Source organism: Burkholderia lata (assembly GCF_902499335.1).
In the GTDB taxonomy this organism is placed as follows: Bacteria; Pseudomonadota; Gammaproteobacteria; order Burkholderiales; family Burkholderiaceae; genus Burkholderia; species Burkholderia lata_B.
Genome location: NZ_CABVQK010000017.1, coordinates 1 through 13,810, shown reverse-complemented (window position 1 = coordinate 13,810; position 13,810 = coordinate 1). Strand labels below are relative to the sequence as shown.

Genomic DNA, 13,810 nt, shown 5'->3' with positions numbered 1-13,810 from the left:
ACAATCCATTGCGAACCGTCGCGAATCGAACGGTAAAACGCCCAATATAATAGCGCTATGTTTCAAAAATAACGCTATTCCGATCATTTCGAGGGAATCCGCATGACGACCGCCCGCTCGCTTGACCGCACGTACCCCGCGCTTCGCACGACCGAAGGCGGCGGTTTCGTGGTTCACCGCCCGTTCCCGACCCGGCTGCTGATGGATTTCGATCCGTTCCTGCTGCTCGACGAAATGGGCCCCGTCGACTACGCGCCCGGCGAGGCCAAGGGCGCCCCCGATCATCCGCATCGCGGCTTCGAGACCGTGACCTACGCACTCGACGGGCGCTTCCGCCATCGCGACTCGTCCGGCCATGCCGGCACGCTCGGCCCGGGCGACGTCCAATGGATGACGGCAGGCGCCGGTGTCGTGCACAGCGAGATGCCGGATCCGGAATTCGCGCAGACGGGCGGGCGCTCCCACGGCTTCCAGCTGTGGGTCAACCTGCCGCGGCGCGACAAGCTGATCGCGCCGCGCTACCAGGAGATCCCGGCCGACCGCATCCCGACCGCGACGTCACCTGACGGCCGCGCACGTGTGCGCGTCATCGCCGGCGAAGCGTTCGGCGTCCGCGCCGCGATCGAGACACGTACACCGATCCTCTACCAGCATTTCACGCTGCAACCCGGTGCAACGGTCACGCAGTCCGTTCCTGCAGGCTATCGTGTGTTCGCCTATCCGATCGACGGAACGGGCCTCTACGGGCCCGCCAGGCAGGCGGTCGACGCACGGCATATGGTCGTGTACTGCGACGACGGCGACACGGTCACGTTCGCTGCCGGCGACGCGCCGCTCGACCTGCTGCTGATCGGCGGCGTACCGCTCAACGAGCCGATCGTCCGCTACGGCCCGTTCGTGATGAATACCGAAGAAGAGATCCGGCAGGCGGTCGTCGACTACCAGACCGGTCGCATGGGCCGCATCGAAGCATGACGCCCGGACGGGCGCGCACGTGCCGCGAAACCACCCGTTTTGCGTCACAATGACTTCTTGAACCATGTGGCCGCCCGCCACCAGAAGGAACCCGTCCCCTTGAACTTCGAACATCTGATCCAGATCAATTCCGACGATCCGGCCGTGCCGACCCTCACCCGCGACCAGCTCTGGGAAGGTCTCGTGCTGCGCGCCGAACAGCCGCAACTGTTCGTGCTCGGTCTCGACAGCTGTGTCGTCCACGAACGGACGGACACGACGCTCGAACGTGAGCTGCACTACGGTCACGCGACCGTGCGCGACCGCGTCACGTTCACGCCGAATCAGCAGGTTCGCTATGACATCCTCGCCGCCGACGGCGAGATCGGCGGCTCGCTGACGATGACGATCGAGGAACGCGACGACCACGAGCTGTTCCTGCGTTTCGAATACCGCACGACGCTCGTCGTCACGGACGACAGCGAAGACGCGCGTCAGACACACGGGATCGTCAAGGAAGCGTACCGCACGTCGGATATCGACACGGTCCGCCTGATCCGCGAATACGCGCAGGGCCGCAAAGCCCCCGATCCGCTGCACTGAACCCGGTGGCGGCCTGCGGGCCGCCCCTTTGACTCAAGCTATCAGGTTCACCTTTCCGATCGATAAAGAGTTTTTGTAAATGGGAATAGTTATCATTTAGAATTCATTCCATCGTATCGACAGTCACCGATCAACCGAATGACCGACACCATGCGCCCGACCACGCTGACCTTGCGCCACACGACCGGCACCGCAGGCAGCAGCCGACAGAAGACGGCAGCGGTCACCACGCCGGCGAAACCCGCCGGCAACCGCGATGCAGGCACGCGGGTCGTCAGCAGCGATGCGCTGCTGCAAGGCCAAAGCCACGTCAGCATCGCGCATAACGGAGAGACTTATCAGTTGCGCGCCACACGGCTCGGCAAACTGATCCTGACGAAGTAACGACAGAGTATTGTGGGGACCACCTCCCTGAGAGGTGTTGGGCAGTAGCCAGCGTAACGGCTTGCACGCGAGATCTAGACCCCTTCGTGCAAACACACTCAAGCAGCCGTTGCAGCAAGCCAAGCCACTTTTTTTGGTTCTCGCACAAGGAAGAAAAAAAGCGACACGTCATCCGACGTGTCGCTTTTTTGTTTGGGCGGCCAATGCGTAAAGTACCCCGCCCAGGTTCGTTACCGCGTCGATGCGTGACCGCCGAAGCGGCACGCGATCCGCTTCAGAAACCCCAGAACATCAACCACCATGCGCTGTCGATGACGGCAAGCGCGGCGGCGAACCACGCAAATGCCGCAAGCCGGCGCGGCCAGCCCGCATAGCGCCCCGTCACTTTCCACGCGAGCCACGCACTCCATGCGTTGGCGCCGACAAGAATCGCGAGGCGCACATCGGTCGCCCAGCCGAGCGGCACATGTTCGGCACGCAGCAACGACAGCGTCGTGGCCGACAGGCCAAGGAACACGCCTGCACCTGCGATCGGGATCAACGCCTGCGCGAGATGATGCAACCGCACACGATCGAAGCGGCCGAGCATCAGCGTGGCACCGGCCAGCAGCACCAGCAGCGCCGTGCCGTACACGAGCCCCGTGCCGACGATGTAGCTGACGACCAGCCCCCCGTCGAGCCAGGAGAACACGTCGTTGCGATCCGGGTAGTGCGTGAGCAGGAACCACGGCGCATTGGTTTCGAGCGGCCATGTGATGTCATGGTCGATCAGCCAGCCCGCGAGCCATTGCTTGATCTGCACGAACCACGGGCTGACGGTCCAGTGGAACGCACCGATCGCGACGCCGAGCAGGCCGTACAGGATCAGCGCAGTGTCCCACGGGTTCGCCTGCTGCGCGCCGAGGTTCACGACTTCGTCGGACGGCGAGCGCAACGACAGCGAGATCGCGTCGCGGTGCCCGCTGCAGCGGCCGCACATGTGGCAGTCCGCCGCGCCCTTCATGTTGCGCAACGGCACGAGCGGCGCGCAGTTGATCGGAATCACGCGATGGCCATGCTCGCCGTTCTTGTACGAGCGGCGCCATGCATCCTCGTCGACCTTGTAGCGCATCGGCGCGAGCCGCGCGAGCAGCCCGAACACGCCGTTGACCGGGCACAGGTACTTGCACCACACACGCTTCTCGCGGCCGTACAGCACACCGATCACGATCGCGCCGACGGTCGAGCCGCCGAGCACGAACAGCACCGCGAGCGGGTACTGATACACGCTCACCATCTGCCCATAGATCGTCGTGAGCCCGAACGCGACGAACGGCCAGCCACCCCACCGCATCCAGCGCGGAATCGGGCCGCCGCGGCCGAACTTGCTCGCGAATTCGGTGAGCGCGCCCTCCGGGCACAGCACGCCGCACCAGACACGGCCGAGCATCACCATCGACAGCAGCACGAACGGCCACCAGATGCCCCAGAACGTGAATTGCGCGATCAGCGTGAGGTTGTTCCACAGGTGTGCGGAGTCGTCCGGCAGCGGCAACACCGCCGGCACGATGATCAGGAACGCATAGATCGCAACGACGGCCCACTGGATGCCGCGGATCAGCGCGCCATGGCGCTGCATCCACTGGCCGGCCTGCGCGAGCCAGCCCTGCTTGGCTGCGGCGACAACGCTCATGCCGCGCGACCTGCAGCGACGGCCGGACGACGGCTCGCGCGCTTCATCAGCAGCCAGACCACCGCCCAGTACACCGCATAAGCGACCAGGTTGGTCAGTGCCGGGTGCGCACGATAGCCGGTCAGCGTTGCGACGAGCGAGCCGAAGGTGCCCGAATCATCGAGGATCGCGGACGTGTCCCACACCTGCGAAATACCGAGCGGCAGGATTTCCTTGTCGATCAGCTTGTCGACACCGGTCTGGAACAGGCCTGCGCCGAGGAACAGCAGCATCACTTCGGTGACGCGGAAGAAATGCCGCCACGAGAAGTACTTGCCGCCGAGTTGCAGCAGATAAAACGTGAGGAATGCAAGACCGAGGCCGATCACGACCGCGAGCATCTGGCTGCCATCGACATGGCCCGACTGGCCGAAACCGAGGCCGTACAGGAAGATCACAGTCTCGCTGCCTTCACGCGCGATCGCGAGCGCGACCAGCACCGCGACGCCCCACCAGTTCGAATCACGCGTGCTCTGCTGCAGCGATTGTTCCATGTCGCGCTTCAGCGTGCGGCCGTGCCGGCGCATCCACAGCACCATCTGCACGATCAGCACGCATGCGATCAGCACCATGGCCGTCTGGAAGTAGTCCTGCGCGTCGCCGGACAGCACTTCGGTGAAACCGACCAGCGCGGCGCCGAGGCCGACGGCCATCAGCAGGCCGACACCGACGCCGGCCCAGAGAAAAGGCAGGCCGCGGCGCGCGTCGTCGTCGCCGTTTTTCAGCCATGCATAGAGAATGCCGACGACGAGCAGCGCTTCGACGCTCTCCCGCCAGACGATGAACAAGATCTGACCCATCGATACCTCCTGACGCGCAGTACACCGGGCAGGTGGCCTGCGCGCAGATAAAACGCGTTACTTCGCGACGATCACGCCCTGCGCCTGCTGGTGGAAATCGTCGAAAAACTTGTATTCACCCGGTGACAACGGAGCGACGACCACGAACGAATCGGCGCCCGGCGCGAGCACCTTTTCCTTGCGCAGTTGCACGCTCTCGAATTCGGCGGCGCCCTTGCCGGTGTTCTTGATCTCGATCTTGAAACGCTGACCGGCCGGCACTTCGATGCGGGCGGGATTCAGCTTGCCGTCCGTCATCTCGAGCTTGAACGTCGGCAGATCGGCAGCGTGCGCTGCGCCGGCAAGCCACAACGCAGCGGCTGCGACAACGATTTTCTGGGGAATTTTCATTCTGGGTTCTCTACGCCGACGGCGCGCCGAAGCGCGCCGTACGTGATGCCACCGATCAGTAACCGCCCTTCTTGCCGATACCGGCGAACGGGAAGTCGTACTCGAGGGTAACGGGCTTGAACCACGCGCCCACACCCGTTTCCTTGTCGATGTGACGCCCGAACGCCATGTGGCCCGTCTGCATCGGCGGCTTGACGACCATCGTCAGGTGGTACTTGCCCGGGCCGTTCAGCTTCACGTTGTCGCCGTAGTGCGGACCATCGCTCGCAACCATGCCCATCAGGTCGCCTTCAGCCTTCCACTTCGTGTCGCCCTGCTTCGTCAGCTTGTACGTGACCTGCAGGTACGGCATCCAGTCGCCTTCCGCGAAACCCGTCGGGTTGTTCTTGACCGCATGGATGTCGGCCTCGAGGTGGATGTCGGAATCCGACGCCTTGCGCATCATCCCTTCCGGGTCCATCGTGATCGGCTGCAGGTACACCGCGCCGATTTCCATGCCGCCCTGGATCTGCTGCTTGCCGATCGGATATTCGGCAGCCGAGGCCGACATTGCGGCAAGCGCCGCCGCTACCGCAACCGTCGTGCGGATGAACGAAGAACCCAACATGGACACTCCTTGTTATTTGATCTGGAACCATGCGGACCGGCCGCCAGGCCTGCCCGCCGAAAACACTAACGCGATGAAGAACGTTAATGCGAACAATTCTCAATAATTGCGGAGTTTAGCACCGAACCTGTTTCCGAACAAACGGGGAGCCGTGTAAACCCCTGATCCGACAAGGCTTACAGGCTCGTTACCGCACGGTTTCGGTGACGCTTGGAAAGATTTACCGGCCGCCGTTGACGTGATCGCCGACGTTCGCGCCGAACACGCGCTCACGCAGCAGCGCAAGCTGGTCGCGGGTCGCGGCGGCCTTCTCGAACTCGAGGTTCTTCGCGTAGTCGGCCATCTGCTTCTCGAGGCGCTTGATTTCCTTGGCGAGCTGCTTTTCCGACATGTCCTCGAATTTCGCGCGCTGCTGCGCTTCCTTCAGCTCGGCGCGTGCCTCATCCGCGTTGTAAACGCCGTCGATGATGTCCTTGATGCGCTTCACGACGCCGCGCGGCGTGATGCCCATCTTTTCGTTGTGCGCGATCTGCTTCGCCCGGCGGCGCTCGGTCTCGCCGATCGCGCGCTTCATCGACTCGGTCATGTTGTCCGCGTACAGGATCGCCTTGCCGTTCACGTTCCGCGCCGCACGGCCGATCGTCTGGATCAGCGAGCGCTCGGCGCGCAGGAAGCCTTCCTTGTCCGCGTCGAGGATCGCGACGAGCGACACCTCGGGAATGTCGAGCCCTTCCCGCAGCAGGTTGATCCCGACCAGCACGTCGAACGTGCCGAGCCGCAGGTCGCGGATGATCTCGACGCGCTCGACCGTATCGATGTCGCTGTGCAGGTAACGCACCTTGACCCCGTGGTCGGCGAGAAACTCGGTGAGCTGCTCGGCCATGCGCTTCGTCAGCACGGTGATCAGCACGCGCTCCTCGGCCTTCACGCGCGCGTTGATCTCGGCCAGCACGTCGTCGACCTGCGAGCTCGCCGGCCGCACTTCGATTTCCGGATCGACGAGGCCCGTCGGCCGCACGACCTGCTCGGCGATCTGCCCGGTCACGCGCTTCTCGTAGTCGGCCGGCGTGGCCGACACGAACACGACCTGGCGCATCTTGCGTTCGAACTCGGGGAACTTGAGCGGCCGGTTGTCGAGCGCCGACGGCAGCCGGAAGCCATAGTTGACGAGGTTTTCCTTGCGCGCGCGGTCGCCGTTGTACATGCCGTTCAACTGGCCGATCAGCACGTGCGATTCGTCGAGCAGCATCAGCGCATCGGGCGGCAGGTAGTCGACGAGGGTCGGCGGCGGATCGCCGGGCTCTGCGCCCGAGAAATGCCGCGAGTAATTCTCGATGCCCTTGCAGAAGCCGAGTTCCTGCAGCATCTCGAGATCGAAGCGCGTGCGCTGTTCGAGGCGCTGCGCCTCGACGAGCTTGCCGTCGCTGTGAAAGTACTCGAGGCGCTCGCGCAGTTCGTCCTTGATCGTCTCGACCGCCCGCATCACGGTGTCGCGCGGCGTCACGTAATGCGACGACGGATACACGGTGAAGCGCGGAATCTTCTGTCGCACGCGCCCCGTCAGCGGGTCGAACAGGTGCAGCGTCTCGACCTCGTCGTCGAACAGCTCGACGCGCACGGCCAGCTCCGCGTGTTCGGCCGGAAAGATGTCGATCGTGTCGCCGCGCACACGGAACGTGCCGCGCTGGAAATCCTGGTCGTTGCGCGTGTACTGCATCGCAATCAGCCGCGCGATCACGTCGCGCTGGCCGAGCTTGTCGCCGGTGCGCAGCGTCAGGATCATCTGGTGATATTCGGACGGGTTGCCGATACCGTAGATCGCCGACACCGTCGCGACGATCACGACGTCGCGGCGCTCCATCAGGCTCTTCGTCGCCGACAGCCGCATCTGCTCGATGTGCTCGTTGATCGACGAGTCCTTTTCGATGAACAGGTCGCGCTGCGGCACATACGCTTCAGGCTGGTAATAGTCGTAGTACGAGACGAAATACTCGACCGCGTTGCGCGGGAAGAACTCGCGGAATTCCGAGTAGAGCTGCGCGGCGAGCGTCTTGTTCGGCGCGAACACGATCGCCGGGCGGCCGAGCCGCGCGATCGTATTGGCCATCGTAAAGGTCTTGCCCGAGCCCGTCACGCCGAGCAGCGTCTGGAACGAGAGACCGTCCTCGACCCCTTCGACGAGCGTCTCGATCGCGGTCGGCTGGTCGCCTGCGGGCGGATACGGTTGATACAGCTGGAACGGCGACCCTTCGAAGGTCACGAATTTCGATTCGTCGAGCGCGTCGCCGGTTTCGGCTTTATGTTCGGACATGGAATGCGGCCGGAGCGAGGGCAAAGAAAGCATTCTAGCGCTTCGCGGCCTCGCGAACTGCTGTCGGCTCCTGACGCGCGACGGCCGCCGGGAATCGCGATTCCCGGCCGAATTTCGCCGCTGAAACGCCGCCCCCGCCTGCGTGAATTCGCTACAATGTCAGGCTGCTGCGCTTTCCGGCGTCGTGCCTGCCTGCGCGCGGTCCGCCGCGCCCGCCCCGCCTGTTGAAAGCCTGACCCTCTTTTCACTACTGCCGAATCATCATGTCGCTCTTCTCCGCTGTCCAGCTTGCTCCCCGCGACCCGATCCTGGGCCTGAACGAAGCCTTCAACGCCGATGCGCGTCCGACCAAGGTCAACCTCGGCGTCGGTGTGTACACGAACGAAGAAGGCAAGATTCCGCTGCTGCGTGCGGTTCGCGAAGCAGAGAAGGTGCGTGTCGAGGCCGGCCTGCCGCGCGGCTACCTGCCGATCGACGGGATCGCCGCCTACGATGCGGCCGTGCAGAAGCTGCTGCTCGGCAACGACTCGCCGCTGATCGCAGCCGGTCGCGTGGTCACGGCCCAGGCACTGGGCGGCACCGGCGCGCTGAAGATCGGCGCCGATTTCCTGCGCACCGTGAACCCGAACGTGAAGGTCGCGATCAGCGATCCGAGCTGGGAAAACCACCGCGCGCTGTTCGAAGCAGCCGGCTTCGAAGTCGTTGCGTACCCGTATTACGACGCTGCCACCAACGGCGTGAACTTCGAAGGCATGCTGTCGGCACTGAACGGCTACGCGGCAGGCACGGTCGTCGTGCTGCACGCGTGCTGCCACAACCCGACCGGCGTGGACCTGACCGAAGCGCAATGGCAACAGGTCGTCGACGTCGTGAAGGCGCGCAACCTCGTACCGTTCCTCGACATGGCCTACCAGGGCTTCGGCGAGAACATCGAGGCCGATGCTGCCGCCGTGCGCCTGTTTGCCGCGGCCGACCTGAACGCATTCGTGTCGTCGTCGTTCTCGAAGTCGTTCTCGCTGTACGGCGAGCGCGTCGGCGCACTGTCGATCATCACGTCGAGCAAGGAAGAAGCAACGCGCGTGCTGTCGCAACTGAAGCGCGTGATCCGCACGAACTACTCGAACCCGCCGACCCATGGCGGCGCCGTGGTCGCAGCGGTGCTCGCATCGCCGGAACTGCACGCTTCGTGGGTGCAGGAACTCGGTGAAATGCGCGATCGCATCCGCGCGATGCGCAACGGTCTCGTCGAGCGCCTGAAGGCCAGCGGCGTCGATCGCGACTTCAGCTTCATCAACGAGCAGCGCGGGATGTTCTCGTACTCGGGCCTGACCTCGGCGCAAGTCGATCGCCTGCGCGACGAGTTCGGCATCTACGCGGTCGGCACGGGCCGGATCTGCGTCGCCGCGCTGAACACGCGCAACCTGGACGCGGTCGCCAATGCGGTCGCAGCCGTCCTGAAGTAACTCGGCGTAAGCGGGCGGCAGCCGTCATCGGCCCCGCCCCGCTGAAATGAAAACGCGCTCCGTGGAGCGCGTTTTTTATGCCGTTCGCCGGCGGGCGGCTACATCGCCCGCGCCCGCCTCACTGCATGAACCAGCCGTGGCTGACGACGACCGACTGGCCCGTGAGCGCGGCGCTCGGGAAGGCCGACAGGAACAGCACCGTCTGCGCGACGTCCTGAACGGTCGTGAACACGCCGTCGACCGTATTGCCGAGCATTACCTTCTTCACCACTTCCTCTTCGCTGATCCCGAGCTCCTTCGCCTGCTCCGGAATCTGCTTGTCGACCAGCGGCGTGCGCACGAAACCCGGACACACGACGTGCGAGCGCACGTTGTGCTTCGCGCCTTCCTTCGCCAGCACGCGGGCCAGGCCGAGCAGGCCGTGCTTGGCCGTCACATAGGCCGACTTCAGCGGCGACGCTTCGTGCGAGTGCACCGAACCCATGTAGATCACGACACCGCCGCGATCGTCCTTGTACATGTGCTTGAGCGCGGCCTTGGTCGTCAGGAACGCGCCGTCGACGTGAATCGCCTGCATCTTCTTCCAGTCGGAGAACGAGTAGTTCTCGATCGGGTTGACGATCTGGATGCCCGCGTTCGACACGAGGATGTCGACCGAGCCGAACGTTTCGGCCACCTTGTCGATACCGCTGTTCACGGCTTCCTCGTTCGTCACGTCCATCGCGATGCCGATCGCCTTGCCGCCCGCCTTGACGATCTCGTCGGCAACGGCGTTTGCGCCGTCCTGGTTCAGGTCGGCGATCGCGACGGCCGCGCCCGCCTTCGCGAGCTCGAGTGCGATTTCCTTGCCGATGCCGCTCGCGGCGCCCGTGACGACTGCGGTCTTGCCGCTCAGATCTGCTGCCATGTCCGTCTCCTCCCGTTGTCGGATCGATAAAAGCACACACCCGCCGCATCCGCTACCGTCGCGCGATCGTACTGGCGGGCCAGCCGTCATTGTGCACGATCGGCCCCGCCGTTCGCGCGCAAAACGTCTAAGCTTAAGGTCGGTTCCCTCACGCAGGAGATTCGCATGCACTATCGACGGCTAGGCCGCTCCGGCCTGCAGATCAGCGCGCTGTCGCTCGGTTCGTGGGTGACGTACGGCAACCAGGTCGACCAGCGGGTCGCGCGCGAATGCCTGGCTGCGGCGCGCGACGCAGGCGTCAATTTCTTCGACAACGCCGAGGTCTACGCCGGCGGCAAATCCGAGGAAATCATGGGCCACGCGCTCAAGTCGCTCGACTGGCCGCGCGTCAGCTATATCGTGTCCACGAAGTTCTTCTGGGGGCTCGCCGAAGCGCCGAACCAGTATCACACGCTGAACCGGAAATACCTGCTGAACGCCATCGACGGCTCGCTGCGCCGCTTGCAGCTCGACTATGTCGACCTCGTCTATTGCCATCGCCCCGATCCGAACACGCCGATCGAGGAAACCGTCTGGGCGATGAGCGACATGATCGTGCGCGGCAAGGCGCTGTACTGGGGCACGTCGGAATGGAGTGCCGAAGAGATCCGCGCCGCGTGCGAGATCGCCGAACGACATCACCTGCACAAGCCGGTCGTCGAACAGCCACAGTACAACCTATTCCACCGCACACGTGTCGAACGGGAATATGCGCGGCTCTACGACGACTACGGCCTCGGCCTCACGACCTGGAGCCCGCTTGCATCGGGCCTGCTCACCGGCAAGTACCGTAACGGCGTGCCGCCCGGTAGCCGCGCGCAATTGCAGGGTTACGACTGGATGCGCGACCGCCTGACCGATCAGGCCGCCAACGATATCGTCGAACGGCTCGGCGAAATTGCGGCCGAGCTCGGCTGCAGCACGAGCCAGCTCGCGATCGCGTGGGTGCTCGCGAATCCGCGCGTGAGTTCGGTCATCACGGGCGCATCGCGGATCGAGCAGATCAGTGACAACATGCGCGCGCTCGACGTTGCCGCGAAGCTGACGCCGGACGTGAAGCAACGCATTGAAGAGGTGGTCGGCGATGCGTACGAATAAGGCGATGCACGGCCACTCGCGTACAATACGCGGCCCGCATCGGCGCCCGGCCTGACGGCCGCGCACGATCGATCGCTTTCATCGATTCACCTTTCGTTTCAGGCAGCCCGCCATGCTCAGTTATCGTCACGGTTTTCACGCAGGCAACCACGCGGACGTGCTCAAGCACGCCGTCGTCGTCCAGCTGTTGCGCTACCTGAACAAGAAAGACAAGTCCTACTGGTACATCGACACGCATGCAGGTGCCGGCGTGTACTCGCTGCGCGACGGCTATGCGGCGAAGACGTCGGAATTCGACACAGGCATCGGCCGGCTGTGGAACGAAAAGAACCTGCCGGAAGCGCTGGGCGACTATGTGGATGAAGTCCGCGCGCTGAACGACGACGGTGAACTCCGCTTCTATCCCGGTTCCCCGTACATCGCGTGGCGATCGATGCGCGATCAGGACCGCATGCGCCTGTTCGAAATGCACACGACGGAAATCGACGTGCTGCGCCACAATTTCCGCGACGCGGGGCGACGCGCGATGATCTTCGCAGGCGATGGCTTCGAAGGCATCAAGGCGCTGCTGCCGCCGCCGCCGCGACGCGCACTCGTGCTGATCGACCCGTCCTACGAGGACAAGAAGGATTACGCGCGCACGGTAGCGTGCGTGACGGAGTGTCTGAAGCGTTTCGCGACGGGCTGCTACGCAATCTGGTACCCGCAGGTGACCCGGACGGAATCGCAGCGTTTTCCCGAGCAGTTGAAGCGCCTGCAACCGAACAACTGGCTGCACCTGACGTTGACGGTGTCGAATCCGCCGACTGACGGGCTGGGTCTCTACGGCAGCGGGATGTTCATTCTGAATCCGCCGTATACGCTCGCCCAGAGCATGAACGAGGCACTGCCCTATCTGGTCGAGATGCTGGGACAGGATAGCGGCGCCCGCTGCCAGATCGAGCACCGCGGAAACTGATCGGGCGACTGGCTGTTATGGCTGAGGTCGCGGCGCGGGCCTTGGCTGGTTGGCCGGTTGCCCACCCCACGCGGGAACATTGATATACGGCGCGACGAACAGCGGAACCGACGTGTTCGGCGCCTGCCCGGCCGGAGCCCGCATGCGTGCCGGCTCGACGATCGGCTCGGAAGACAACGGCGCCGTCTGCAGCACCAACCCACCCTTGCCGTCCTGGATACCGCGTTGCGTATCAAGAATCAGCGGTTTGGACGACGTCGCGGCCGCGGCCGCGAGTCCATGGACAAGTACCGCCGCGCCCAGAACGAGACGCGCGCGGGCACTTCGACGCACATCGAGACGCAAACGCATGATCGTGTCCTTCAGGATGAAAAGCAGGTGCATACCATAGCGCTGCACTGACGATTGCGCCAGATCCGGCGCACAAAAAACAAAGCCCCGTCAAATACGGGGCTTGCTTATCGTTCGGTGCCACGTGACACCTGACGGTGACTCCGATTACAGCGAGTAGCCGTTGGTTTCGAGCGAGCGGATGCGGCTCTCGAGCTGGACGATGTCCGACGACGTAGCGAGGTAAGCCTCACGGCGTTCACGTTCTGCGGATTCGAACCAGTTGCTCAGCTTTTCGACGATGTAGGCGATCATGACGTTCTCCAAGGAAGGGGGACCCCTGGTGAATCGGTGTTCAGGGATTTCCCGTATAGGGTTATCCCGAATTATAGCGATGCCGCACCAAGATGCTAGTGAAATACTTGCATGGAAGCCATTCCATTTCGGAATATCCGGTCGCCGACCTAGCGTAACCTGTTGATTTTTATAAAAATAGAATCGAGGCCTGTTTTTGACCTCGAGTGTGCGCACTAATTTGGTTCATCGACGGGGTCGGACAGACGCGCCAGAATCGGGCATTCGGGCCGCCCGTCACCATGACAGTGCGCAGCGAGATCGGCCAATGTGTCGCGCATGTCGCTCAGCTCCGTGATGCGCTTGTCTAGTTCGGCCACGTGTTCGAGGGCAATCGACTTCACTTCTGCGCTCGCGCGGGAGCGGTCCTGCCAGAGCATCAACAGCTTGCGGATGTCCTCGACGAGAAAGCCAAGGCGTCGCGCCTGACGGATGAAACGCAGGATATGGATTTCGTCTGCGCCGTAGATCCGGTAGCCGGCGTCGGTACGCTTGCTCGGCGCAAGCAGGCCGACCTGTTCGTAGTACCGGATCATTTTTGCGCTGACTCCGGATTCGCGCGACGCGTCGCCGATATTCATTCCCGCCCTCTCCATCAAGCCCTGGTTTCGAACATGAACGTCGACGACTGCAATCGCCGACGGCACTTCGATCGTATCAAATCGCGTGGTTTCGTTCCGGGGTAAGGCTTGACTGCGGGATGGCAGCCGAGTGATCTGGCGTGCGAGCCAGGGGCACGTGATGAATGGAGCGCACTTCTCCTACCGCACGTGCGTTTTTTGTCGCTGAAATGCAAAAACCCCCGCCTTTCGGGCGGGGGTTCTTGGCTTAGGGAGCCTGACGATTACCTACTTTCACACGGGAATCCGCACTATCATCGGCGTAGAGTCGTTTCACGGTC

Annotated in this window: 15 protein-coding genes; 6 read left to right on the top strand and 9 right to left on the bottom strand. The window is 63.5% G+C overall.

Going from position 1 to position 13,810, the window contains the following annotated elements:
- Positions 1 to 102: 102 nt before the first annotated feature.
- From BCO18175_RS33100 to hemP, 3 genes are all read left to right on the top strand, one after another.
- Positions 103 to 975 carry a pirin family protein gene (locus tag BCO18175_RS33100; protein ID WP_174987228.1) on the top strand — a complete coding sequence of 291 codons (873 nt, stop codon included), beginning with the start codon at positions 103 to 105 and terminating at the stop codon, positions 973 to 975.
- 99 nt (positions 976 to 1,074) lie between these two features.
- Positions 1,075 to 1,557, top strand: a complete 483-nt coding sequence (locus tag BCO18175_RS33095) for an SRPBCC family protein (RefSeq protein WP_174918919.1) — start codon at positions 1,075 to 1,077, stop codon at positions 1,555 to 1,557.
- Between the two features lie 138 nt (positions 1,558 to 1,695).
- Positions 1,696 to 1,941 (top strand): hemin uptake protein HemP, encoded by a 246-nt coding sequence (gene hemP / locus BCO18175_RS33090; protein WP_174918918.1) that lies wholly within the window; start codon positions 1,696 to 1,698, stop codon positions 1,939 to 1,941.
- Positions 1,942 to 2,215: 274 nt separating this feature from the next.
- On the opposite strand, the gene BCO18175_RS33085 is transcribed toward hemP, so the two are convergent.
- The 5 genes from BCO18175_RS33085 to uvrB all read right to left on the bottom strand — a co-directional run bounded on the left by BCO18175_RS33085 (position 2,216) and on the right by uvrB (position 7,760).
- Positions 2,216 to 3,613, bottom strand: a complete 1,398-nt coding sequence (locus tag BCO18175_RS33085) for a 4Fe-4S binding protein (protein WP_174987226.1) — start codon at positions 3,611 to 3,613, stop codon at positions 2,216 to 2,218.
- Positions 3,610 to 4,452, bottom strand: coding sequence for an FTR1 family iron permease (locus BCO18175_RS33080; protein WP_027784952.1), 843 nt, complete (start codon positions 4,450 to 4,452; stop codon positions 3,610 to 3,612). Before BCO18175_RS33080 ends, BCO18175_RS33085 begins: the two co-directional genes overlap by 4 nt.
- 57 nt (positions 4,453 to 4,509) lie before the next feature.
- Entirely contained in the window at positions 4,510 to 4,842 is a 333-nt protein-coding gene (locus BCO18175_RS33075; protein WP_174987224.1) for a cupredoxin domain-containing protein, read from the bottom strand.
- Between the two features lie 55 nt (positions 4,843 to 4,897).
- Positions 4,898 to 5,449 (bottom strand): iron transporter, encoded by a 552-nt coding sequence (locus BCO18175_RS33070; RefSeq protein ID WP_174918916.1) that lies wholly within the window; start codon positions 5,447 to 5,449, stop codon positions 4,898 to 4,900.
- Between the two features lie 220 nt (positions 5,450 to 5,669).
- Positions 5,670 to 7,760, bottom strand: coding sequence for an excinuclease ABC subunit UvrB (uvrB, locus tag BCO18175_RS33065; protein ID WP_174918915.1), 2,091 nt, complete (start codon positions 7,758 to 7,760; stop codon positions 5,670 to 5,672).
- A 263-nt stretch (positions 7,761 to 8,023) separates the two neighbouring features.
- Between uvrB and BCO18175_RS33060 the strand changes: the two genes are divergently transcribed.
- Complete coding sequence (locus BCO18175_RS33060; RefSeq protein ID WP_043188767.1) at positions 8,024 to 9,223, top strand: amino acid aminotransferase; 1,200 nt, start codon at positions 8,024 to 8,026, stop codon at positions 9,221 to 9,223.
- A 118-nt stretch (positions 9,224 to 9,341) separates the two neighbouring features.
- On the opposite strand, the gene BCO18175_RS33055 is transcribed toward BCO18175_RS33060, so the two are convergent.
- On the bottom strand, positions 9,342 to 10,130 hold the full coding sequence (locus BCO18175_RS33055) for a 3-hydroxybutyrate dehydrogenase (RefSeq protein ID WP_174987223.1): 789 nt from the start codon (positions 10,128 to 10,130) through the stop codon (positions 9,342 to 9,344).
- 165 nt (positions 10,131 to 10,295) lie between these two features.
- Between BCO18175_RS33055 and BCO18175_RS33050 the strand changes: the two genes are divergently transcribed.
- Together BCO18175_RS33050 and BCO18175_RS33045 are read left to right on the top strand one after the other, a co-directional pair.
- On the top strand, positions 10,296 to 11,267 hold the full coding sequence (locus BCO18175_RS33050; RefSeq protein ID WP_174974845.1) for a potassium channel beta subunit family protein: 972 nt from the start codon (positions 10,296 to 10,298) through the stop codon (positions 11,265 to 11,267).
- 112 nt (positions 11,268 to 11,379) lie between these two features.
- Positions 11,380 to 12,225, top strand: a complete 846-nt coding sequence (locus BCO18175_RS33045) for a 23S rRNA (adenine(2030)-N(6))-methyltransferase RlmJ (RefSeq protein WP_174918912.1) — start codon at positions 11,380 to 11,382, stop codon at positions 12,223 to 12,225.
- Between the two features lie 15 nt (positions 12,226 to 12,240).
- Here BCO18175_RS33045 and BCO18175_RS33040 read toward each other — a convergent pair whose 3' ends face one another.
- The 3 genes from BCO18175_RS33040 to cueR all read right to left on the bottom strand — a co-directional run bounded on the left by BCO18175_RS33040 (position 12,241) and on the right by cueR (position 13,490).
- Complete coding sequence (locus BCO18175_RS33040; RefSeq protein WP_174987221.1) at positions 12,241 to 12,609, bottom strand: hypothetical protein; 369 nt, start codon at positions 12,607 to 12,609, stop codon at positions 12,241 to 12,243.
- 114 nt (positions 12,610 to 12,723) lie between these two features.
- A complete protein-coding gene (locus tag BCO18175_RS33035; protein ID WP_006478295.1) occupies positions 12,724 to 12,870 on the bottom strand; it encodes a DUF3563 family protein in 147 nt (48 codons plus the stop codon).
- 215 nt (positions 12,871 to 13,085) lie between these two features.
- A complete protein-coding gene (gene cueR, locus BCO18175_RS33030; protein ID WP_174987219.1) occupies positions 13,086 to 13,490 on the bottom strand; it encodes a Cu(I)-responsive transcriptional regulator in 405 nt (134 codons plus the stop codon).
- Between the last annotated feature and the right edge of the window lie 320 nt (positions 13,491 to 13,810).